Genomic DNA, 22,056 nt, shown 5'->3' on the forward strand with positions numbered 1-22,056 from the left:
TTTGCCAAATCATAACGTGCCGCTGGTCCGGACAGTATGGTAGATTAGAGGATGAGCGAAAGGCGAAGAGGAGGATAAAATGAAGCTGTTTCATTTTAGCAAGGACGCTGCCATTCATACCTTTTTTCCCAGAGTAAAAGAAAACCGGCAGAATATGCCCCCTGTGGTTTGGGCGATTGACGATGCGCATGAGTTCACTTTTTATTTTCCGCGGGATTGTCCACGAATTGTGTATACCAAGGGTGAAGGGATTCTTGAGGAGGATCACCGACGGTTTTTTGGCTTGACCGGTGCGGACATTGTGATTACCGTCGAAACCCGCTGGTATGAGCGCATCAAGAACGCCACCGTATACAGATACCGTCTGCCCGTTGAGAGCTTTCAGTTATTCGATGAAATTGCGGGATACTACATATCGCCCGAGACGGTAAAGCCGGTGGAAATGGAACCCGTCTCGAATCTGCTGGAGAGATTAATGGGTTTGAATATCGATGTGCGTTTCACCCTCAACCTGAATCCATTGAGAGAGGCCATTCTAAATTCGTCATTGAAGGATTTCGGCATGCACCGGTTCGAAAATGCAGGGAATTTATGAAAAGAAAAAAGCAAGCTGTCCCCAATAGCGGAAGACAGCTTACTTAGTATTTGTGGAAATTAATTCTCGCTAAACGCCTGTCTCACAGCGCGCCGGACAGTCAGCAGATCATGTTCCACTTCCAGATATTCATCCGCTCCGCCCCGGAATTCCAGCGACCAGCACCCCTGGTATCCGCCCTGCCGCAGCAGCTGCACTTTCTGGAGCAGCCCGGTTCCGGCGAAATCCACAAACGCCCTGTCAAACTGGGCATGCATCGTGAAAGGGGAAACCAGCTCGTCCCCGATTTCCTTATCCGCCAGCCAGCGGTTGACATTCAGTACGATTCCAAAGGATGGCGAAGCAACCTCGTCGCTGACCCGCTTCAGATTTTGGGGAGATTGGGAACCGGCCTGATGCGTCTGCGGCCCTACCCGAAAACCATGCTCCTGGCCAAACTGCGTGTACTCCCGGTAACGCTTGACAATGAGATTAAACTGTTCATCCGTGATGGCAAGTGAATTGACGCCCATATCGATCCGAAGCGCTTTAGCCCCCCATCTGCGTGCGATGTCGAGGTACAGGAGCGCTTTTTGGTAGTTTTGTTCGCGAATGGCAGGATCGTCATGCCAAATATCGGCGCCGTCCACGCTCAGGCAAGCGACGGTCAAGCCCTCTTCATCAAGTGTCTCCTCGACGCTGTTGATATAGCTGTCTTCTGTGGAGAGCAGCATGCCGCTCCAAATGTCTGCCTGATCAAGGCGGTAGCGGTATTTGATGCTTTCCAGATAGCCAAACAAATTGATTTTTCCTGCGGCGAATAAAGCGTGAAATGACCATGATCCGATAGAAAAGCCTGCCATTTGATTTCCTCCTAATTCAACCCGGCGGTAAGCGGGTTATGCCCTTTATTGAATTACTTCAGGATTATATCATAAATGTTCAGAGGTTGAGGGGGGAGAGGTGCACTGCGATTATTCCAAAAAAGACGTTTCTCAATTGGATTGAAGCTTTATAAGCCTGGATATTGTATCGTCATCCTTCGACGGTATACTGATGGTGACGGTCAGGTGGGGAGAGCCCGCCACAAGAAACGAAATTTGGTCAAATACGAGCATGCCGGCCGACGGGTGATGATTGATTTTCTTCCCCTCGGGACCATTCAGGACGTCATGCTGCGGCCACCATTCCCTGAATTCCGGGCTTGCCTGATTGAGATCCTCGATGAGCTCCATCCACCATGGATCGCCGGCGTATTTGCCGTAGCTGGCGCGGAATTGAGCCAAACGGTGCCGGGCATGCGTTTCCCAGTTTTCCTGAAGCATCTGCCGGACATATGGCGATGTGAAGGAACGCCAGACAGTGCTGCGCTCACGCGGGGACATGGCCTCATAATTCCCGTAAATCCGGCTTGCCATACTGTTCCAGCCAACAATGTTCAGGCGTTGATCGGTAACATAGGCAGGACTTATCCCCTGCTGATCAAGGAAGTCCTGCAGCGCCGGACTGATGCTGCTTTCGGCCGGGTTCAGATCCGCAGGCAGCTGCTGCAGGGCCAGCTGAAATAAATGTTTTCGCTCATCCGGATCCAGTTGGAGAGCACGGGCAATGCTTTCGAGTACTTGTGCGGATACCTGAATGCTACGCGCCTGCTCCAGCCATGTATACCAATCGACGCTGACGCCCGAGAGCAGCGCCACTTCCCCGCGCCGAAGACCAGGCGTCCGCCGCCTTCCTCCGCCGGGCAGACCGGCCTGCTCGGGTGAAATACGGGCGCGCCGCGTCCGCAGGAACTGCGCAAGCTCCAGAAAACGCTCATTATTTGCCTGGTTCATTCCACTTCACCGGCTTCCTTGATGGGATATTATCATAGGAGAAATTCTCCTATGATAAACCATCATCTTATTCTAGTATAAAATCCATTATACACTTTCATCAGGGAAATGACGATTTTCCATATCGCGATGAAAGGGGAAAATATGTTGGAGCATACGGTGCAAATACAAGCTAAACAGGCAGGCAAGCCCGCCAACATGCTGCTGCTTATCGGACTTTCACTCGGTTATTTTATGGTGCTTCTGGATACGACGGTGGTGAGTGTAGCTTTGCCCGCCATTCGCGCCGACCTTGGGGGAGGCATAGCCGGTCTGCAATGGGTGGTGAACGCCTATACGATCGTTTTCGCCGGCCTGCTGCTGTCGATGGGAGCATTTGCCGACAAGCTGGGAGCCAAGAGCGTCTATATTGGCGGCCTCGGCTTGTTTCTGGCGGCATCCGCCTTTTCGGCATTTGTTCCATCCCTTGGGGCGCTGATCGGTCTGCGCGCCATACTTGGTATTGGCGGGGCCGCTCTGCTGCCAGCCTCTCTGACGCTCCTTACCTATGCTTATCCGGAGCCGTCGGAACGTGCGCGGGCATTGGGAATATGGGCAGCGGTGACGGGAGCGGCGATGGCGGCAGGACCTGTCGTGGGCGGATTGCTGGTCGACTCGCTTGGCTGGCGCAGCATCTTCCTGCTCAATGTTCCGCTTGGTCTCATCAGTCTGGTCATGACATCGCTTCTGGTCAGCGAAACCAGGCGCAAACCGCAGACAGGCTTTGATCCGGCAGGTCAAATCACTGCCATTGCCGGAATTGCTTCACTGTCTTACGCTCTTATGGAGGGAGATCAATACGGATGGAATTCTCCGGTCATTCTCTCTGCGCTTGTTCTGGCGCTTCTAAGCGCCATCCTATTCCTGATTGTTGAAGCAAAAGGCAGGAATCCGCTGCTTCCGCCGCTGATCTTCAGGAATGCGGCGGTATCAGCCGGGATGGTTGCAGGGATGGCGGTTAATATCGGCCTGTCGGGTATTTTGTTTATTCTGCCTTTATTCTTCCAGCAAGCGCGCGGATTATCCGCCCACACAGCGGGACTCGCGCTCCTGCCAATGATGCTTCCGCTGGCGTTCAATCCAATTTTTACCGGTCGTCTCGTAGGCCGGATCGGAGCAAGAATACCGATGACGTCCGGCTTTGGCCTGGGTGCGCTGGGTACGTTACTCCTCGTATGGGTGGACACCGATACGAATTACATGCTTACGCTCGCGGGACTGCTGTTGATCGGATTTGGCGTATCATTTACGATTCCCGCATTGATGGCGGCGGTCATCTCTTCCGTGCCAAAAGAAATGACCGGCGCCGCATCAGGCGCTCTGAACTCAAGCCGGCAGCTTGGCGCGACGCTGGGGGTTGCCATTCTGGGTTCAATTTTGAGCGGCAGCGAATCCTTTGCAGGCGGTATGCATATGTCGCTTATGGTTGCAGCCGCGGTTCTGCTTGGAGGCAGCTTGCTCTCGCTGGCGTTTATCGGCCGGAGCAAATCAACTTGACAGAAGAGTATGCAGGCTTTTCCAATTGCCTGGGATCATGTAAAATGAAGGCTGCGGCAAACGCCCCGGAAGTGAGCGGAAGTACAAATATTTCGAAGCAGGCCCGTATGAATTTTTCTAAAATACAAAAAACGGCTGCTTCGGCAGCCATTTTTTACAGAGAAAGGGGACTCGTTTATGTTAGGCATTGAATTATGCCGCCGATTTTATGCTGAAATTGTAGAGCCGGTAATGGATACATTATCGCCTGTACCCTATTCGGCTGCCCTCATCGGCCCGGGAAGCGAAGTACTGGGGTTTGACACGGAAATGTCGAGGGACCATGACTGGGGACCGCGCGTCTATCTTTTTCTGCATGAACGTGATCAGGCGCTTCGCGAGACTATCCAGGCTTTGCTTGATCAGAGTGTCCCGCCAAGCTTCTACGGTTTTCCCATCGATATCAAAATGACTGTAATCACTACGGTGCCAAATTTCATCAGGGGCCATCTTGCCATAGACATTACCCGATCGTTGGAGCTGGTTGATTGGCTGACCTTCCCCTCCCAGAATCTTCTGGAGATAACCCGCGGAGAGGTTTTTCGGGATGATGACGGTCAGCTGTCGGCGCTGCGCCATACATTTGCTTTCTATCCGCGCGATATTTGGTTATATCTGATGGCATCCGGCTGGCAGCGGATCGGGCAGGAGGAGCATCTGATGCACCGTTCCGGTTATGTTGGCGACGAGCTGGGCTCAGCGGTCATCGGTTCGCGCATTGTTCGGGATATTATGAATCTGTGTTTCTTGATGGAAGGCCAATATGCGCCATATCCGAAATGGTTCGGCACGGCATTCAGACGCTTGAAATGCTCGGATCAGCTCTTGCCCTGCCTGTTAACGGCTCAGACGACAGCCGACTGGAGAGAACGCGAGCTTGCATTAAATGAGGCATACAGCTGTTTATCGCAAATGTACAAAGGGCTGGGGATCAGCGGTAATATTCCGGCTGGCGCGTCAACGTTCTACGACCGCCCCTTCAAGGTTATGAACGGGGAAAGAGTTGCCGGCCTCATTGCGGGGCAAATTGCGGATTCGGAACTTCAACAGCTGGCCCAGGCTCGTCTGATCGGCGGCATTGACCAAATTACGGACAACACCGATTTCAGAAAACTGGGCAGTTGGCCGGACGGAGAGCTTGCAAGAAATGCTTTGAAAACAATATTCAAGCCGATAAGAAATTGAAATATTTCTTCTTGAGCTATGTACCGGCCATGCAGCTGTCGGCCGGGCAGGACTAATGAAACATAACGTATTCAGGATTGTCTGACAATTGCCGGCCATGAGGACAGCATCTTCTGGCGGTCGCTTTCTGCCGCGATGAACGATTTCAGCTTCTGCACTTCAACGGAAGGATTCCACTCAGAACGTTTATTAAAGACTTTGCTCGCTATTCCATAGAATAAATGGGGGAACAGAAGGTCGGCATAAACAATTTGGCATTCCTCATCGCTCAGAGGATGGACCTCGCGGTAGGCTCTAAGCATCGCAGTCGCTTTCGCTGCGCTCCATCCATGCTTTTTCATGACTTTATTGAAGATTTTACGAAGATCCCGGGCTGGCAAATCATAAGTCAGCGAATCCATGTCGATTACAGCAAGGCCTTTACCCGTCTTGATCAAGTTAGCTGCCGCAAAATCCTGATGGCACAGATTTTTTTGCGCAGCGACCTTGTTGACCCAATTGGTGTAATAGCTGCTTCTAATCCACTTCAGGGCTTCTTTTCCCTGGTTGATATAATTGTCGGCATGGAGCAGGTACAGCTTTTGAAATTCGCTGCTGCTTTTGGCCATTCCCTTAAAGCCCTCCAACCGCTCGATATACCGCTCATAGCTCTGCGCCCAGCCGCCCAGATGCACTCTTTCGTTGGTCGTGTAATTCGGGGCGAATCCTCTTGAAGCCATATGAAACCTGCCGAGCTCCTTCATGATGGCCAGCAGATCCTCTGTTCCATAGGTAGGAGAAGAGCCCTGAACAGCGTCGGATAGGACGTAGCAGTTGCCGCTGCTGTCCTCGGCATAATCTTTTCCTGACCGGGTCGCCACCATTGCCGGGATGGGAGCTCCGTTTTTTTGCATATGCCTGATCGCTTGAACCAGAAACAGCAGCCTCTTTTGGGTTGCGGGCGATTTTTTTAATATTTTTGTGCCTGCGTTGGTGACTACGCTCCATGTCGCCTTTTTGCCTTTGTCCGAGATCAGTTTGACGCTTTTCACACGTAGAGGATACTGGAACATAATTTCATTAATATTCGCCTGCATGAATCCTACCTGCCTCTGTAAGATATTCTTTTAAGACCTGCAGCGCTATTTCTGTTCTTGCGTGAACGAAGCGGACGGGCCGATTTTCTCTTGGATACGGATGCACTGGACAATGGAGTGGGACTGCTGGAATAGGCTCCCATGTAAATCTTGTTCAGCCGGTCCGACACATGCCCGAACGTGAATTTGCTGTCTACCAGCTGCCTCCCCCGTACAGCCATTTCCGATGCCTCTTCTTTATTGGTGAGCATATAGTTGATGGCATTGGCAAATGAATTCGCGCTAGTATAGTCGCGGACGATGTAGCCGTTGTCCTTATGCGTAATAACCTCAGCATTACCGCCGCGATTGGTCGTAATGACGGGCACGCCTGCTGCCATCGCTTCGTAATGCACGCGCGCAAGAGGCTCCTGCCATTGCGAGCTGCACACGAATACGTCGGCCATCGAGAAGTAATTTTGAATCTCGTCAGCCGGAACGAACTGGGTGAATATAACCTGATTCTTATACGGTTCGGCCAGCTTCAACAGCGAATTACCATAGTCATCCACAGTATTGTCGCTGAACCACTTGCCGCCCACAATGACCAGAACGGCATCCGGATGCTGCGCAAGGACACGCTCCATTGCCTGAATGAGCAGATGCGGGCCTTTTTTTACGCTCAGCCGCCCTACAAACAGGATAACTTTCTTATTATTGACCCCGTAACGGGTGCGAAGCTGCTGGCGCATGCTGTTCCCCCGTGCCGTCCATATGGGAAAATAGCGATTGGGATCAAACCCGGAATAGATCGCTTCGACTTTATCTTTCGCTTCGGGAACCCGGTCCGTTATGGTCTTCTTAATGTAGTTGCTGACGGTCGTTATTTTATGGACATACTGTACACAAAGCTTTGCATCCGAATCCGAAATTTTGTTCTCGGCAAACATTTCATTATGGAGACTCAGGACAAAGCGGCTGGAGGGAGAGGCCTTCTTGAACGGAATGACGTTGACCGGCCGGTTAAAAACATGAACGACGTCATAAGCGTTTTCTTTTAGCGAACGGGCCACTTCCGTTACATACTGTTCCCTTGGAAATCTTATATAGTTAACGCTGCCGCGAGTCTCCAGATCCGGCAGAAGCTCATCCGTCACTGAATAAATGGTTAATTGATGCTCGCGGGCAAGAATGGGAGAAACCCCGTCCATCATCATCTGGATGGCGCCGCCTTTTACAGCGGGAGCAGGAAGTTTCTCCGTACATACGAATGCCAGTCTCATTCCAAAGACAGCCTCCCGTTATGAATAGAATTTTGTAAAGTAGGCCAATTCTTCGGCCAAGCCTTCTGTTAAGCTTACTTTCGGTTCGTAGTTCAAGAGCCGGGACGCTTTGGTAATATCTGCCCATGTATGCATCGGCTCTCCCCGCATGGCGCCTGCGTTCACGATATTCGCGCGTTTTCCCGTCAACTTCTCCAGTATGCGAATCACATTCAGAATGGAGGAACGTTCTTTTCCTCCAATATTAATGGTTTCACCTACCAGTGAGGGCTGGTCCGCGACTGCAGCCGTCGCTTCAATGCAATCGCTGATATACGTAAAATCTCTTGACTGCGTGCCGTCTCCAATCAGCGTTATCGGTTCGTTTTTAATCATTTGCTTCATAAACCGATGAAAGGCCATATCCGATCGTTGACGGGGTCCATATACGGTAAAAAAACGCAGAATAACGATGGGGACGCCATCGTTCTTCCAATAAACACGGCATAATTGTTCACCCGTGAGCTTGCTCACGCCATAAGGAGAAAGCGGGGTCGTGCTTGTGTCCTCCGGCACCCTTCCTGTCCGTTCTCCATAAACGGAAGAAGTGGAAGCAAAGATGAATTTCTTGATTGCCTTGCCGCGGCATGCTTCGAGCAGCTGCTGGGTTGCGAGTATGTTTGTTTCCACGTAATTCCTGAAATCATTCCCCCAGCTGGACCGGACACCGGGTATCCCCGCCAGGTGAAAAACGACATCAACGCCTTGCAGCAGTCCATCCCAATCGGTATGCAGCAATTCTGACGTAACCAAGGTGAACTTTGGGTGGGAATGAAACATCTCGATGTTCTTGGTTCCTATTATTTTCAACTCATCGCGAACAAAGGCATCGATTCCAATGACTTCGTGCTTCCCGCTATTCAGTAAAAATTCACAAAGATGCGAACCGATAAATCCCGCGGCACCCGTCACCATGATTTTCATGGTCTTCCAACTCCCAAGCATTCAAACCCATGCGCTTCCATTGTTTTTTTGTCCAGACAGTTTCGTCCATCTAACAGAAGATTTCGTTTCATCAGCAGCTTGACGCGGTGAAAGTCGGCTTCCAAGAATTCCGGCCAGCCAGTCGCAATGACAAGCGCATCTGCCCCCTTTGCGGCCTCATATTTATCGGAACACCAAACGACGTGCGGGATAGGAGGAAATACGAGCGGATCGTAAGCATAAACCTGGTATCCTTGTTTCGTCAGCAGCTTCATAAAGGCTATTGCCTGGGAATAGCGGGTATCATCGGTATTCTCCTTGAACGTTGCTCCCCAGACAGCGATCCGGATGTTCTCTCTCTTTTCGCCCAGCTTGTGGTTCAGTTTATTCAGATAAACCCCCAATTGTGAGCGGTTAATTTTTTTAACGGCCTGAAGCAGCTCCATTTTCACCTGTTTGGTGGAAGCGGCATAACTCAATGCATTAACATCCTTCGGGAAGCAGGAGCCTCCATAACCTAACCCCGCCTGCAGAAATTTGGGCCCGATCCGGTTGTCCATCCCGATCCCCTGGGCAACCTCCGTGATATCGGCGTGATAAGCCTCGCAAATACGCGATATTTCATTGATAAAAGAAATTTTGGTAGCCAAAAAAGCGTTGGACGCATATTTAATCAATTCCGCTTCAATACGTTGAGTCAATAGAAATCTGGTTTCAATAGCCTGGTACAGATCCTTCACTATAAGCGCCGCTTCTTCATTGGCTGCTCCGATGACGATTCGGTCGGGATGCACCGTATCCTCGATTGCGCTTCCTTCCCGCAGAAATTCGGGATTGGACACAAGCTCGTACAGCGCTTGGCTTACCCCGTATTCTTGAAGCAGAGCATCAATCCGGTCCGCAGTTCCAGGGGGAACGGTACTTTTTATAATGATGGTTTTAGGAGAACGAATAACAAGCGAGAGGTCTTGAACGACACTAAGGATATATTTCATATCCGCACTGCCGTTTTTGGCGGAGGGCGTTCCGACTGCAACGACAACGACCGGGCAGTTCATCATATGCCGTTTTACGTTCGCAGCGAAAAACAGTCTTGCTTCCGCCTGATTCTTCGCAATCATTTCGGTAAGTCCGGGTTCATAGATCGGTACGATTCCTTTCTTCAGGTTGTTTATTTTGGTCGTGTCGCGATCCGTGCAATAGACAATATGGCCGATATCGGCTAATACAGCAGCCGTCGTGAGGCCGACATATCCCGCTCCAACAACACAAATATCCATATAGGAATTCCTTCTTTCAAATCTAGTAATCTATTATATTAGCGGTTGTCCAACAATCGTCACGGCTAATGATCCAAAAAGGATGAAATTGGGCCCTGAATAAGGACTCTATAAAATGGGTGTATACAGATGCCTGATTTTGATAGAGGACAAGCTTCAAATAGGAAATTCTTTATATACTGATAATTAACAATAATAAAATATTTGAATGGAAGAGGTGATTTCCATGGTGTTGAAAGCAATCATTCCCGCTGCCGGCTATGGGACTCGAAATCTGCCGATAACCAAAGCGGTTCCAAAGGAAATGTTCCCGATCAGCGGCCGGCCGGCGATCGATTATATCGTATCGGAAGCCATAAACGCGGGGATACAGGAAATTCTAATCATTCTCTCCCGCAATAAAACGGAGATAATGGACTACTTTGACCGCTCGATTGAGCTGGAGTCGCATTTATCCAAGCATCACAAGGAACATATGATTGAAAAGGTTGGCCCGGCCAAGGTGTACATTCAATATGCCCGACAGCCGGATGCGCTCGGACTGGGACATGCCATTCAGATCGGCAAGGCGTTCGCAGGATATGACCCGTTTGCCATTCTGCTTCCGGATCAAGTCAGCCTGGCTCAGACTTCACCGTTACAGGCATTGATTCATTTGTACGAGCAATACAAATGTCCGGTGATCGGACTGCAAGCGGTAGCGGAGGAACTGCTTCAAAACTATGGAGTCGTCTCCGGAACGAGTCTGGAATCTCAGGTCTACCAGCTTCAATCCATAATTGAAAAGCCTAAAATCAATCCGCCATCCCGGCTTGCCGTTATGGGGAGATATGTACTGACACCGGAAATATTTCCTTATCTCGAACAAATCGAAGCAAATGGGGGAGAAATCCAGCTGACTGAAGCATTAAACGCAATGTGCCGATCCAGGAGGATGCTTGGTTACGTCTTCACTGAGAAGTGGTACGATATCAGCATTGAGCAGGAATATCTGAACATCCAACGCTGCGCATACCTGATGAAGCAAGGGAAAATTGAATAGTCGGAAACCGTTTACAACCTGTGACCCGCAATAAGGACACTTTGCAGAAGTGGACTTTGGATGGGTCATTTGCGCTTTCCAGGAGCTTTTGTTGATTAAAAAAAATGACCTCTGATGAAACCAGAAGTCATCTATGAACCGTATAACCGCAAAATGTGTATGATCTTACTCGATATCATCGCCGGTTGTCCGGTTGCCCGCTGTCTTGTTGCCGCCCGACTTGCTGCCCGCTGTCCGGTTGCCCGCTGTCTTGTTGCCGCCCGACTTGCTGCCCGCTGTCCGGTTGCCCGCTGTCTTGTTGCCGCCCGACTTGCTGCCCGCTGTCCGGTTGCCCGCTGTCCGATTGCCGCCCGACTTGTTGCCCGCTGTCTTGCTGCCCCCGGTTTGATCGCCTGCCGTCTTGCTGCCGCCAGTTTGGCTGCCTTCAGCATTTTTTTTGGATTTCTTTCCTAATGGCATATACATTTACCTCCTCTTTACGTTATTTAGTATCATATGAATGAAAACTAGTACTCGTAACGGGTCATCAGTTGGTTTTATAGAATAATAGATATCGCTCTCCAGTTTTCACTCTGAGCTATGAATAGATCTGAATGATTATAAACAGAAATAATTTTCATTATGATTTATATTTATGAAATAAATATGCAAGACACGTGAAACGGGTTTCCCGAATATTTATTTGCTTTATCTTGTGTTTTGGCGTAAATACACTTAATATAAAGTTGAATTTTGTGAAGCCCGGTTCGTAGAATTTTAAGGTGAGTGGGAAAAAATTAAATGGCGATTAATGATAATATTCTGATTAAGATCAGGGACAAGAAGGATAGCTTGACGCCAGTCGAGAGAATGGTAGCTGAGAGCATTTTGACCAATTTGGAGGAAATTCCCCATCTTTCCATCAAGGGTCTTGCTAAACTGAGTAAAACCAGCGATGCCTCCGTTCTTCGTTTCTGCAAAACGATGGGTTATAACGGTTACCGCAGTTTTATCGTAAGCATCTCTGCATCACTGGGCTCCATGGACGAGGAACAGAAGGATCAGTACACCGATATCCAGCCAGGAGACGACCTGTCCATCATCATCTCCAATATTTCTCACAACAATGTCAGATCCATTGAAGACACGCTCAGCATCATCGACCGGAATGAGGTAGCCCGTGCTGTCAAAGCGCTCCGTGCCAGCAACCGGATTGTTTTCTTCGGTGTTGGAGCCTCCGGTCTGGCCTGTCAGGATGGGGAACAGAAGTTTTCCCGGATCAACAAGATGTGTCACGCCTATACCGATGGCCATAGCCAGCTCACTGCCGCAACCCTCTTGGGAAAGGGCGATGTAGCCATCTTTATCTCGAATTCCGGCGCTACGATAGAGATACTCGACTCGCTGGAAATTGCCAAGAGGAATGGAGCCAATATTATTGCCATTACCAAATATAACAAAAGTGAATTAGCGGGAAAGTCAGATATTGTGCTCAGCATCTCAACTCCGGAATTAACCATAAGAAGCGGGGCTATGGGGTCAAGAATCGCTATGCTTACCATTATTGATATCCTTTTTGCGGGGGTAGCGAGTGCGGAATACCAGAATGTGAAAAAATACCTGACCAAGACCCATAACATCCTGGCAAGCAAGCAGAAGAAATAAGATGGACGTTACTGACATTAGTGATTTAGAGCTAGTGTCTTTTTTTGTCGCAAATAAGAATTTAAAAAACAAAAATTAATTCTAAAATAAAATTTAATTTCAGAATCTATTGACGGAATCCCGGCATCCCCTTAATATAAGCTTAAGAAATGGAATACGTGTCAGCTAAATTGACATTACAATAACCTGAGGCAGGAGAATGAATTGGCTATGAATGAATATCTCGCGGGACTGACAACGGAGGAGATTAACCAGGATACGCTGATGATCGATGATAGCACGACAGAACAAATACTGCGGCTCCTGAATCAAGAGGATGCGAAGGTTCCTGCAGCGGTCGCTGCGGAAATTCCGCAAATCATGAAAGCGGTTGATATTCTGCATCATCTGCTTGGAAATGGTGGCAGAATGTTTTATATAGGGGCCGGAACATCAGGCAGATTAGGTGTACTCGACGCGTCTGAATGCCCGCCCACCTTTGGCGTTGATCCTCTGCTGGTGCAGGGACATATTGCCGGAGGGGATCTTGCTTTGAGATTGGCTGTTGAAGGATTTGAGGACAATGCAGAGGAGGGGATCGTTTTAATTGAGCGCTGCGGCGTCACGAATAAAGACGCGGTTATTGGCATTTCTGCGAGCGGGAGCGCAAATTTCGTCATTGCCGCTTTGAAGAAGGCAAGAGAGCTTGGTGCCGCAACTATAGGTGTAGTGAACAACAAAAACTCCAGAATAGAGGATGTCTGCGATGTATGTATTGCGCCTGTTGTCGGGCCTGAAGCAATTGCGGGCTCTACAAGGCTGAAGGCGGGAACTGCTCAGAAGCTGGTTCTCAACATGCTCACAACCTGTTCGATGGTGAAGCTGGGCAAGACGTATAACAATCTTATGGTCGACTTGAAGGCAAGCAACAACAAGCTGAATGACCGCTCTATCCGCATTATTCAGACAGCAACAGGCGCGGACGCCGGAACAGCAGCCAAATATCTGGAAAAGGCTTCAATGAGCTGCAAGCTTGCCATCATGATGATAAAAACGAGCCTGGAGGCAGAGGATGCCAAGCGGGCACTGGATCTATCTGGCGGAAACCTGAAAGCAGCCATACGCAATTTCAGTCGAGTTGTTTAATCCACAATTATAAAATCCGATTTCTAGGGGGCAATATTCTGTGAAAAGAAAAATGCGACTTCTGACATCCGTATTAGCTTTGAGTCTGTCTTTGACCACACTTGCAGCATGTTCATCCAATAATGCGAATTCCAATAATGGCAATGCTTCCAGCCCTGGCAACACTTCAAGCGCAGGAAGCACAGAGGCGAAAGACACCATTACGGCGCTGCTGCCCCCGGTTTCCGCAAATTTTCAAGAACATTTTGCTCAAATGGAGAAGGGGTTCAATGAATTATATCCTAATCTCACCTTGAAAATAGAGCCTGCCAGCTGGGAAGATATGACACAGAAGCTCGATACGCAGGTCAATGCGGGCAGCCCTCCTGATCTGGCGTTCATCGGCTCGGACGGGATTTCCAAGTATGTACAGCAGGGAATGCTTATTGACATCACTGATACGGCAACACCGGAAATGGTCGCAGATTACGATAAAACTCCGCTGGAATACATGAAAAACGGCAGTGGTCTGTATGGCTTCCCGGCGTATATGGAGGCTCACGCCTTGGGAGGAAACAAGAAGTTCATGGAAGAGGCAGGAATCGACTGGAAAGATGTTCAAAAAAACGGTTGGACCTACGAGCAATTCCGCGAAGCGATTAAAAAAGGCGTTGTTAAGGACGGAGACCAAACGAGTCGCTACGGATTTGTGTTCGCAACCGCTGGCGTTACATCCAAAGACTATTTGAATGTATTGATCAAAAATGCAGGCATGCCGTCCGCATTCACCACAGATCTGAAATACGCTTATACCAATAAAAATTATCTGGAAGTGTTGAAAGCAGTCCGGGCCCTTATTGACGACGGCTCGATGCCTAAAGAGCTCAGCTCCGTCGACGCGGGCAAACGCTGGAACATGTTTCTGACCGGTCAGACGATGATCACGGGCAAGGGCCTGGCCACCTTCGAGAACTCCGCCAACCAAAATAACGAGAAGCTGGAAGCCAACGACGGCAGCGCCGTAAAAGGAAGTATAGCGGTCGATTATATCGTACTGCCCGTACCTACATTACTGGGGAATGAACCGCAGTCCAGCGTTGCGGTAGATGGTTATGTCGCTTTCCGCGGCAAAAAGGAACCGACGGCCGAGCACAAAGCCAATGTCGTAAAAGCAGCCTATTACCTGGCAAGCGGCAGTGTTGCGGCAACGACCAATAATGACCTTTTCGTTGCGCATATTACGGAAAGCGGGAGAAAAGCCGCTGAAAGCATGACGATCAACAGGAATCCCGACAATGTGGCAGCCGTCGAAACCCTGCTCTCGCATGCAACGCCTGCCCGTCCTGATATCCCTGTTGAATTGGGTGCCGAAGCCATCAAGATTGAAGATGAAGTGATTATTCCTAAATTACAGGCGCTGCTGGCTGGTGAAATTACGCCTGAAGCCATGTATGAAGCGGTAAAAACCGCTGCAATCGACGCCTTTGGCGAAGACGGCGTGATGCAGGAATAAGGAATCAACCAGATAGTCGTGTGCATCCGCATGCGGCTATCCGGATGAGCGAGCCGGATATCTGAAATGAGGTGCAGCTGTATGATTCACTCAAGCAAATTCATAAAAAAGCGAAAAATAAAAGGAGACGGAGCTTGGGGATATGCATTTATCGCCGTAGCTTTAGTCATATTTGCAATGTTTACGGCCTATCCGGTTGCCAGTGCCTTCGTTATCAGCTTTCAGGAATATAAACCGCTGGGATCCACCTTTGTTGGATTCGATAATTATGCTCATACGATACAGGATTCCTTATTCTGGAAATCCATCAAAAATACCGTTGTGTATACGATTCTAACCGTGCCTGTGGCCCTGTTCCTGTCCTTTGCCGTGGCGATCCTGATTATTCCATTGAAGAAATGGATGCAGACGACCTTTAAGGCCGTCTATTATCTTCCGGCAGTTGCTTCAGGTGTTGCCTTATCGGTTGTATGGCTGTGGATTTTTGATCCGATGCCGTCAGGTATTTTTAATCAATTGATTAACTCGGTTGGGATCGGCAACCAGAATTGGCTGGGATCGAGCTCGACATCCATGTTCTCTTTGGTGTTTATGGCATGGCTATCCAGTCATGGTGCGAGTATTATCATCTATTTGGCAGCCTTGCTGGGCATAGACGGGAGCTACTATGAAGCGGCCGAGCTCGATGGGGCGTCTTTCCTGCAAAAGCTTTGGTATATCGTCATTCCTTGCCTGAAGCCTACGACCTTATTTCTCTTGGTCACCGGTGTTATCGGTTCGTTCCAGGTGTTTCAGAACGCTTATTTGATGACAGGCGGAGGTCCCGATAATGCAACTACGATGGTCGGATTGCTCATATTCAATAATGCATTCAAGTACTTCGAGTTCGGCGAAGCGGCTGCGCAATCCTTGATCCTGGCTCTTCTCATCGCGGGAATAGCATTGGTCCAATTCAAATTCCTTGGCAAAGAAGTGGAATATTAGGGGGAAGGAGGATCATAGATGGCGCTCTTTAGCAACCATTCAGAGAACAATAAGATCAGATATATCAGAAATACGGCGATCATCATTTTGCTTCTAATCTTTGCCTTGGCAACGTTATTCCCCATTTATTTTATGATCATTTCATCCTTGGGGGATCCCGTTGAAGCAGGTGCGATGAGTTATTCCCTCTTTCCTACCAAGATATCATTTGATTCCTACAAGTTTTTCTTCGATTACAGCGAATATTCCGTCAGATGGCTTTTGAACTCCTTGATTGTGGCGGGGAGCGTCACCATTTCAAATGTATTTTTTGCAAGTATGGCAGGTTATGCATTCTCGAAAATTAAATTTAGAGGCAGAGCGTGGCTCTTTGCTTTGCTGCTATGCTCCATGATGATTCCTTATCAAGTGACACAGGTACCCTTGTATATTCTGATCGTCAATGTATTTAGCATTCAGAATACCTACAGCGCCTTGATTCTGCCAGGTCTGGTTACGGTATATAATATTTTTCTTGCCAAACAATTTATGACCACCATCCCCAAAGAGATTATAGAAAGCGCCAAGATAGAAGGCTGCAGCCAGCTGCAAATCTATCTCAGAATTATCCTGCCTTTATCCAAAACCGTCATGGCCGTCATGGCAATCCTCACGTTCATGGATAATTGGAACTCCTTCTTCTGGCCGTTTCTTGTTACCAATACAATGGATATGCAAACCATTCAGGTTGGTTTGAAAAATTTCCGCTTCGCCAATACAACTTATTTCGCTCCGATGATGGCAGGCGCCACGATATCCGCCCTTCCTATGTTTATTCTGTTTTTCAGCCTGCAAAAGTATTTTTTGGAGGGCGTTACCGTAGGGGCGGTGAAAGGATAAATGGCCAGCTTGTCATTGCCTGCTTATGACTGTCGCTATGCCGTGGGTTTGATGTCCGGTACTTCTGTGGATGGTATCGATGCCGCCGTGATTGAGATTAACGGTGTTCCCGGCGGGCAGCCTCATGTCCGCCTGATCGCATTTGAGAATAAGCCCTATCCGGCTAAAGTCAGGAAAGAAATTTTTGCCTTGTTTGATCCGAAGGAGGCGGCAATAGACAGAGTCGGACGCATGAATGTATGGCTAGGCGAGCTGTTTGCGGAGTCTGCCCTGTCTGTCATAGCGGCAGCCGGTCTCGAGTCCAAAGACATTGCGGTCATCGGTTCCCACGGGCAAACGATTTATCATGCACCTGAAGCGCATGATGTGGATGGTTACAATCTTCATTACACGGTGCAGATTGGAGAAGGTGCGGTTATATCTGCCCGAACCGGAATTCCCTGCGTATCGGATTTCCGCGTGGCTGATATGGCTGTCGGCGGGCAAGGGGCACCGCTGGTTCCGTTTACGGAATATCTGCTGTACCGGGAGGACAATCGGACCCTGCTGCTGCAGAATATTGGCGGTATCGGCAATATTACCGTGATTCCGGCAGGCGGCACCCCGGATCAGGTTTTTGCGTTTGATACGGGTCCGGGGAACATGCTGATCGATGGCGTGGTGGCGCGTTTATATCCCGGAGAAAAAACGATGGATACCGGAGGGGCCATAGCTCATAGGGGCGACATAAATAGCGATCTTCTTCGTATGCTGCAGCAAGAGGCCTATTACAGCCTTCCTTTGCCCAAATCAACGGGCAGAGAACGGTTTGGCACATCTTATATCGATGGGCTGATTCGCTATCAACAAGAGAACAGTCTATCTTCAGATGATATCGTCGCTACCGTCACCATGCTCACTGCGTGGTCGATTGGAGAGGCTTACTCCCGTTTTATCCGCCACCGCCACCCAGCAGATATGATGATCGTGGGTGGTGGAGGAAGCTATAATCCGGTGCTGATGAAATTTCTAAAGCATGAGCTCGAGTCTATGAATGTGCAGGTGGTTACTCAAGAAGAGGCTGGATATCACAGCGATGCCAAGGAGGCGATTGCTTTCGCCTTGCTTGCCGATTATACAATGGCTGCGCAGCCTAACAATCTTCCTGTCGTCACGGGAGCCCAGCGAGCAGTGATTCTGGGGAAAATCTCTTATTAAATTCCTTCCTGAATGGAGGCATAGCTTCATGATTGTGTCTTGGGACAGCCATTATACTCAAGGGGTTATATCTTTGTGGAACAAGGAAGCTATGAAAGACGGATATAAGGAGCTTACCGAAATCAGCTTCACAGACATTTTTTTGTCCAGCCCCTACTTTGATGAAGAAACGACATTTATTTTACTGGAATCTGATCAGGTTAAAGGCTTTGCCTGTGGATGTACGGGCGATGACTTGCCCTTGGGACATGCTGCTGGCTATATAACCTGTATAGTATTATCCAGCGATTGTAGAACCAATGAAACGTACGAGATGATGTTAGAGGCCTTGGAGAACCGTTTTAAGTATTTGGGTAAACAGCAGTCAGAGCTCATGTTTTTTAATCCCATGCGATTGCCTTGGTATATACCGGACACCCCGCATCATGAGCATAACAACGCACCCGGCGTACCGGTAGACAGTGCGCTTTATCGCTTTCTGCTCAGTCAGGGTTATGCAGAACGTGCCAGAGAATGTGCGATGTATCTGAATCTTGCCGGTTTCACTGTTCCTGATGATATGAAAGCCAAAGAAGCAGCAGCGGGCATGGACGGTTACAGGGTGGAACTGTTTAAATCAGAGGAGATCAGCGGTGTGGAGGAAATGCTGGACGGATTCAATAATACATTGTGGAAGAGGGAAATAGCACAATGTGCCGCCGACAGCGAGCCTGTTCTATTCGCCGTATATGAAGGGAAAGCAGTCGGCTTCGCCGGTCCAGTCATACGCCAGAACAACGGCAGAGGCTATTTTACCGGAATCGGAGTACATCCTGAGCATGAGGGACACGGACTGGGGAGTATCCTTTTCTTTAAATTATGTGAAGCATTTCAGCGTATCCAAGCTACGTATATGTCATTGTATACGGGCAGCACCAATCCGGCCATCCGGATTTACGAGAAGGCTGGTTTTCGGACGGTCAAACACTTTGCTGTGATGAGAAGGGAGCTCTGATTATGAGTGAACAACAATTAACGATATTGGCGGTCGGCGGTCACGTGGGCGATATGGAGCTGACTGCTGGAGGCGTCCTGGCAAGCCATGCGCTGAGCGGCGACAGGATTGTAACTTTAGCGCTGACAGCGGGTGAACGCGGAGTTCCGGCAGGCAGAGATGTGGGGGAGTACCGCGAGCAGAAGGTCAGGGAAGCCGCAGCTTTCGCAGAGATGCTGGGCGGTGAATCCATCGTATTCGAGATACCCGATGGAGAGCTGCAGGATAACGAGGAGATGCGTCTGCGAGTATGTGATGTGATTCGTGAAGTGCGGCCCAATGTTATTATCACTCACTTCAAGAACAGCATGCACAAGGATCATATGACGACTCATCTTATTGTCAACGACGCGCGCTTCTATGCGGCTCTTGCCCCTCTGGAACGGGAGAATCCCGCTTTCTTTGCCTCCAGGCTGTATTATGCGGAGAACTGGGAGGACGCAGTCGGCTTTGTACCTTATGTATATGTGGATTTCTCTCAAGAAGCTTATGATTTGTGGATTAAGGCCGTGTCACGGCACTGGTTTGTGACCGGAAGCAAATCCTTCCCTTATTTGGAATATTATAAGCATTTGTCCAGAGTCCGCGGCATCGAATCCCGAAACGAGTATGCGGAGACCTTCATGATTCCGGAGGAAAGTATGCGTGTCCTTAAGGGGCAGCTATGATCCGAAATGGTATTGACTGTATAACGCAATATGCCCATGTATTCAAAGGCAAACGGTTGGGACTGATTACGGGTCCTACAGGATTGAACAATGATTTTGCAGCTACCATTCAGATTTTGCATGAGAATTTCAACCTGGCCGCCCTGTTCTCGCCAGAACATGGTGTTCGCGGCGACCAAGAAGCCGGGGCTATGGTAGATACCTATCAGGATCCGGTTACTGGCGTGCCCGTATACAGCTTGTACCGGAAGGATTCCAAGCGGCTGACTCAGGAGATGCTGGAGAGAGTAGATATGGTCGTTTACGATATTCAGGATGTGGGAGTACGGTATTATACCTTTATCTACACCATGCTTTACGCTTTGGAGGATTGTGCAAAAAACGGCAAGGAATTTGTCGTTCTCGACCGGATCAATCCGCTCGATGGCGTGACGGTGGAAGGGAATATTCTGAAGCCAGGCTATCAATCGTTCGTTGGCAATTACCCTCTCTGTGTGCGCTATGGCTTGACCCCTGGCGAGGTAGCTTCAATGGCCAATGATCAGATGAACTGGAACGGTAAGCTGACTATCGTGCGATGCGACGGCTGGGACCGGAGGATGCAATTCCCTGACACAGGCCGTATCTGGGTGCAGCCCTCCATGGGAATTCCGCGCTTTGAGACGGCATTGCTGTATTCCGGCACCTGCTTATTTGAGGGCACCAATATTTCTGAAGGAAGAGGAACCACGCTTCCCTTTGAAATCATAGGAGCACCGTTCATCAATGCCCTGCAGCTGGCGGATGAAATGAACCGGATGAAGCTGCCCGGCGTGCTTTTCCGACCTGTTTACTTCAAACCAACGGCTTCCAAATATAAAGACGAGCTTTGTGGCGGTGTACAGCTTCATGTAACAGATGCCCGTACCATCCAGGCTGTAAAAACGGGAGTTATTCTTATGTATACAATCAGGAGGTTCTATGAACCATTTTCATTCCTGCCGCCAATAAGGGAGAACGCCAGACCTTTTATTGATTTGCTGTGCGGGGATAATTTGTACAGTGGCGATTCGGCGGATCTGGCGTTTATGCTGGAGCAGTTCCATGCGGAAAGCCGTGACTTTGCAAATCTCAAACGGAACTATCATCTTTATTGATGGGGGAAGGGCTACATTGCCCCTTCCGGTCGAGTGAGTATTGCAGGTCAAGATAACAAGGACGTGATCATGGGAAATTTGAGGTATACGCTCCCCTAATAGATATGTTGCCGGATTGGATGGCGGCGGCACCAAGACGGCGGTGAGTATTGCGCGCAAAAGGCACATGGCGTGATTTCTCTGCCATGTGCCTTTTTTATCTGGTATTGTGCATCAATTATGCGGTCGGCAGAAGGGTCGTTCAAACGCCCGGCTGCTGTCCGCCGTCGATGACAATTTCCGTGCCCGTAATGGAAGGAACATGATCGGAAACAAGCAGCAGCGCCATCGCTGCTATTTCGGATGGATCGACCATGTGCCCGAGCGGAATCGCGGCGTTCATTTCCGCTTTCTGGGCCTCGACGGTGATGCCGTTGGCCTCCGCGTTTTGTCGGGCGAGCTTTTCCGCACGCTCCGTGTTGGTTGCGCCCGGTGAAATGACGTTAATCCTGACGTTCGATTTCGCCAGTTCCTTGGAAATGCCCCTTGTAAAATTAAGCAGCGCCGCATTGGCGGTACTGCCCGCGAGGAATGCAGGGGTTGGCGTCCGTCCTGCGCCGCCGACAATGTTAACAATACGCCCGTCTCTCTGTTTGATCATGTGGGGCGCTGCTTCCTTCACCATTCGGATGTAACCAAGCAGCTTTAAATTCCATGCCTCCAAAAAAGCTTCCTCAGGCATTTCGAAGAAAGACCCCGCTTTGGCGGAACCGGCATTATTGATCAAAATATCAATACGGCCATTAACTCCCAGCGCTGCGGTAACCGCCTGCTTAGCCGTCTGCGGCTCATTCATATCGCCTGCTACAGTGATAATACGGGCTGCTTCCTCCCTGGAGCGGCCTGAAAGAATCGCGTCTACTGCCTGCTTAGTGCGGTCAGGATCCCTCGCAACCATGACAACGGCAGCGCCCTCTTGGAATAATGCCCTGGAGCAGGCAAAACCGATCCCTGCGCTTGCTCCAGTAACAATTGCTACTTTTCCGCCTAGTCCCAAATCCATTTCATTTTCCTCCCGTTTATCACATGCCGTTGTTTAGTGAGAGCAACAGCCGTGCAGCTTTATC

General features: G+C 49.4%; 21 protein-coding genes. 13 read left to right on the top strand and 8 right to left on the bottom strand.

Annotated features, from left to right (window positions below):
* The first annotated feature begins 79 nt into the window (after positions 1-79).
* The gene (locus AC0YOB_RS10860; protein ID WP_475792853.1) at positions 80-595 is read left to right on the top strand and encodes a DUF6886 family protein; all 516 of its coding nucleotides are present in this window, start codon (positions 80-82) and stop codon (positions 593-595) included.
* A 59-nt stretch (positions 596-654) separates the two neighbouring features.
* Here AC0YOB_RS10860 and AC0YOB_RS10865 read toward each other — a convergent pair whose 3' ends face one another.
* Both AC0YOB_RS10865 and AC0YOB_RS10870 read right to left on the bottom strand, forming a co-directional pair.
* A complete protein-coding gene (locus tag AC0YOB_RS10865; RefSeq protein ID WP_475792854.1) occupies positions 655-1,437 on the bottom strand; it encodes a sugar phosphate isomerase/epimerase family protein in 783 nt (260 codons plus the stop codon).
* 132 nt (positions 1,438-1,569) lie between these two features.
* Positions 1,570-2,409 (bottom strand): helix-turn-helix transcriptional regulator, encoded by an 840-nt coding sequence (locus tag AC0YOB_RS10870; RefSeq protein ID WP_475792855.1) that lies wholly within the window; start codon positions 2,407-2,409, stop codon positions 1,570-1,572.
* A 144-nt stretch (positions 2,410-2,553) separates the two neighbouring features.
* Here AC0YOB_RS10870 and AC0YOB_RS10875 point away from each other — a divergent pair, with 144 nt between their 5' ends.
* Together AC0YOB_RS10875 and AC0YOB_RS10880 are read left to right on the top strand one after the other, a co-directional pair.
* Positions 2,554-3,945, top strand: a complete 1,392-nt coding sequence (locus AC0YOB_RS10875) for an MFS transporter (RefSeq protein ID WP_475792856.1) — start codon at positions 2,554-2,556, stop codon at positions 3,943-3,945.
* Between the two features lie 177 nt (positions 3,946-4,122).
* On the top strand, positions 4,123-5,169 hold the full coding sequence (locus tag AC0YOB_RS10880) for a DUF4037 domain-containing protein (RefSeq protein ID WP_475792857.1): 1,047 nt from the start codon (positions 4,123-4,125) through the stop codon (positions 5,167-5,169).
* 71 nt (positions 5,170-5,240) lie between these two features.
* Here the strand turns inward: AC0YOB_RS10880 and AC0YOB_RS10885 are convergent, their stop codons facing one another.
* Genes AC0YOB_RS10885 through AC0YOB_RS10900 form a run of 4 tightly spaced genes read right to left on the bottom strand, consistent with a single transcriptional unit; the run spans position 5,241 to position 9,750 of the window.
* Positions 5,241-6,245 carry a CotS family spore coat protein gene (locus tag AC0YOB_RS10885; RefSeq protein WP_475792858.1) on the bottom strand — a complete coding sequence of 335 codons (1,005 nt, stop codon included), beginning with the start codon at positions 6,243-6,245 and terminating at the stop codon, positions 5,241-5,243.
* 5 nt (positions 6,246-6,250) lie between these two features.
* A complete protein-coding gene (locus tag AC0YOB_RS10890) occupies positions 6,251-7,507 on the bottom strand; it encodes a glycosyltransferase family 4 protein (protein WP_475792859.1) in 1,257 nt (418 codons plus the stop codon).
* Between the two features lie 18 nt (positions 7,508-7,525).
* Positions 7,526-8,470, bottom strand: coding sequence for an NAD-dependent epimerase/dehydratase family protein (locus AC0YOB_RS10895; protein ID WP_475792860.1), 945 nt, complete (start codon positions 8,468-8,470; stop codon positions 7,526-7,528).
* Complete coding sequence (locus AC0YOB_RS10900; RefSeq protein ID WP_475792861.1) at positions 8,467-9,750, bottom strand: UDP-glucose dehydrogenase family protein; 1,284 nt, start codon at positions 9,748-9,750, stop codon at positions 8,467-8,469. The genes AC0YOB_RS10895 and AC0YOB_RS10900 overlap by 4 nt, the downstream gene beginning before the upstream one ends.
* Before the next feature lie 226 nt (positions 9,751-9,976).
* Between AC0YOB_RS10900 and AC0YOB_RS10905 the strand changes: the two genes are divergently transcribed.
* Positions 9,977-10,792, top strand: a complete 816-nt coding sequence (locus AC0YOB_RS10905; protein WP_475792862.1) for a UTP--glucose-1-phosphate uridylyltransferase — start codon at positions 9,977-9,979, stop codon at positions 10,790-10,792.
* A 165-nt stretch (positions 10,793-10,957) separates the two neighbouring features.
* Here the strand turns inward: AC0YOB_RS10905 and AC0YOB_RS10910 are convergent, their stop codons facing one another.
* Entirely contained in the window at positions 10,958-11,251 is a 294-nt protein-coding gene (locus tag AC0YOB_RS10910; RefSeq protein WP_475792863.1) for a c2 calcium-dependent domain-containing protein 4C-like protein, read from the bottom strand.
* A gap of 321 nt (positions 11,252-11,572) precedes the next feature.
* On the opposite strand from AC0YOB_RS10910, the gene AC0YOB_RS10915 reads away from it, so the two are divergent.
* The 9 genes from AC0YOB_RS10915 to AC0YOB_RS10955 all read left to right on the top strand — a co-directional run bounded on the left by AC0YOB_RS10915 (position 11,573) and on the right by AC0YOB_RS10955 (position 20,950).
* Entirely contained in the window at positions 11,573-12,436 is an 864-nt protein-coding gene (locus AC0YOB_RS10915; protein WP_210037555.1) for a MurR/RpiR family transcriptional regulator, read from the top strand.
* 210 nt (positions 12,437-12,646) lie between these two features.
* Positions 12,647-13,561 (top strand): N-acetylmuramic acid 6-phosphate etherase, encoded by a 915-nt coding sequence (murQ, locus tag AC0YOB_RS10920; protein ID WP_475792864.1) that lies wholly within the window; start codon positions 12,647-12,649, stop codon positions 13,559-13,561.
* Positions 13,562-13,601: 40 nt separating this feature from the next.
* Complete coding sequence (locus tag AC0YOB_RS10925; protein ID WP_475792865.1) at positions 13,602-15,053, top strand: ABC transporter substrate-binding protein; 1,452 nt, start codon at positions 13,602-13,604, stop codon at positions 15,051-15,053.
* An 81-nt stretch (positions 15,054-15,134) separates the two neighbouring features.
* Positions 15,135-16,037, top strand: a complete 903-nt coding sequence (locus AC0YOB_RS10930; protein WP_475792866.1) for a carbohydrate ABC transporter permease — start codon at positions 15,135-15,137, stop codon at positions 16,035-16,037.
* 18 nt (positions 16,038-16,055) lie between these two features.
* On the top strand, positions 16,056-16,916 hold the full coding sequence (locus AC0YOB_RS10935; protein ID WP_475792867.1) for a carbohydrate ABC transporter permease: 861 nt from the start codon (positions 16,056-16,058) through the stop codon (positions 16,914-16,916).
* Positions 16,917-18,113: an anhydro-N-acetylmuramic acid kinase gene (locus AC0YOB_RS10940; protein ID WP_475792868.1), complete on the top strand. Its 1,197-nt coding sequence runs from the start codon at positions 16,917-16,919 to the stop codon at positions 18,111-18,113. It abuts the gene before it with no gap.
* 28 nt (positions 18,114-18,141) lie between these two features.
* Positions 18,142-19,107 carry a GNAT family N-acetyltransferase gene (locus AC0YOB_RS10945; RefSeq protein ID WP_475792869.1) on the top strand — a complete coding sequence of 322 codons (966 nt, stop codon included), beginning with the start codon at positions 18,142-18,144 and terminating at the stop codon, positions 19,105-19,107.
* Positions 19,108-19,109: 2 nt separating this feature from the next.
* A complete protein-coding gene (locus AC0YOB_RS10950; protein WP_475792870.1) occupies positions 19,110-19,814 on the top strand; it encodes a PIG-L deacetylase family protein in 705 nt (234 codons plus the stop codon).
* Complete coding sequence (locus tag AC0YOB_RS10955; RefSeq protein WP_475792871.1) at positions 19,811-20,950, top strand: exo-beta-N-acetylmuramidase NamZ family protein; 1,140 nt, start codon at positions 19,811-19,813, stop codon at positions 20,948-20,950. Before AC0YOB_RS10950 ends, AC0YOB_RS10955 begins: the two co-directional genes overlap by 4 nt.
* 241 nt (positions 20,951-21,191) lie before the next feature.
* Here AC0YOB_RS10955 and AC0YOB_RS10960 read toward each other — a convergent pair whose 3' ends face one another.
* On the bottom strand, positions 21,192-21,992 hold the full coding sequence (locus AC0YOB_RS10960; RefSeq protein WP_475792872.1) for an SDR family NAD(P)-dependent oxidoreductase: 801 nt from the start codon (positions 21,990-21,992) through the stop codon (positions 21,192-21,194).
* Positions 21,993-22,056 lie beyond the last annotated feature (64 nt).

Source organism: Paenibacillus sp. JT31N17 (genome assembly GCF_056269255.1).

Coding starts and splice junctions, on each gene's coding strand:
- AC0YOB_RS10960 (WP_475792872.1), bottom strand. CDS start 21,992: ATGGATTTGGGACTAGGCGGAAAAGTAGCAATTGTTACTGGAGCAAGC.
- AC0YOB_RS10885 (WP_475792858.1), bottom strand. CDS start 6,245: ATGCAGGCGAATATTAATGAAATTATGTTCCAGTATCCTCTACGTGTG.
- AC0YOB_RS10940 (WP_475792868.1), top strand. CDS start 16,917: ATGGCCAGCTTGTCATTGCCTGCTTATGACTGTCGCTATGCCGTGGGT.
- AC0YOB_RS10865 (WP_475792854.1), bottom strand. CDS start 1,437: ATGGCAGGCTTTTCTATCGGATCATGGTCATTTCACGCTTTATTCGCC.
- AC0YOB_RS10945 (WP_475792869.1), top strand. CDS start 18,142: ATGATTGTGTCTTGGGACAGCCATTATACTCAAGGGGTTATATCTTTG.
- AC0YOB_RS10875 (WP_475792856.1), top strand. CDS start 2,554: ATGTTGGAGCATACGGTGCAAATACAAGCTAAACAGGCAGGCAAGCCC.
- AC0YOB_RS10915 (WP_210037555.1), top strand. CDS start 11,573: ATGGCGATTAATGATAATATTCTGATTAAGATCAGGGACAAGAAGGAT.
- AC0YOB_RS10890 (WP_475792859.1), bottom strand. CDS start 7,507: ATGAGACTGGCATTCGTATGTACGGAGAAACTTCCTGCTCCCGCTGTA.
- AC0YOB_RS10950 (WP_475792870.1), top strand. CDS start 19,110: ATGAGTGAACAACAATTAACGATATTGGCGGTCGGCGGTCACGTGGGC.
- AC0YOB_RS10905 (WP_475792862.1), top strand. CDS start 9,977: ATGGTGTTGAAAGCAATCATTCCCGCTGCCGGCTATGGGACTCGAAAT.
- AC0YOB_RS10955 (WP_475792871.1), top strand. CDS start 19,811: ATGATCCGAAATGGTATTGACTGTATAACGCAATATGCCCATGTATTC.
- AC0YOB_RS10880 (WP_475792857.1), top strand. CDS start 4,123: ATGTTAGGCATTGAATTATGCCGCCGATTTTATGCTGAAATTGTAGAG.
- AC0YOB_RS10900 (WP_475792861.1), bottom strand. CDS start 9,750: ATGGATATTTGTGTTGTTGGAGCGGGATATGTCGGCCTCACGACGGCT.
- AC0YOB_RS10930 (WP_475792866.1), top strand. CDS start 15,135: ATGATTCACTCAAGCAAATTCATAAAAAAGCGAAAAATAAAAGGAGAC.
- AC0YOB_RS10895 (WP_475792860.1), bottom strand. CDS start 8,470: ATGAAAATCATGGTGACGGGTGCCGCGGGATTTATCGGTTCGCATCTT.
- AC0YOB_RS10860 (WP_475792853.1), top strand. CDS start 80: ATGAAGCTGTTTCATTTTAGCAAGGACGCTGCCATTCATACCTTTTTT.
- murQ (WP_475792864.1), top strand. CDS start 12,647: ATGAATGAATATCTCGCGGGACTGACAACGGAGGAGATTAACCAGGAT.
- AC0YOB_RS10935 (WP_475792867.1), top strand. CDS start 16,056: ATGGCGCTCTTTAGCAACCATTCAGAGAACAATAAGATCAGATATATC.
- AC0YOB_RS10910 (WP_475792863.1), bottom strand. CDS start 11,251: ATGCCATTAGGAAAGAAATCCAAAAAAAATGCTGAAGGCAGCCAAACT.
- AC0YOB_RS10870 (WP_475792855.1), bottom strand. CDS start 2,409: ATGAACCAGGCAAATAATGAGCGTTTTCTGGAGCTTGCGCAGTTCCTG.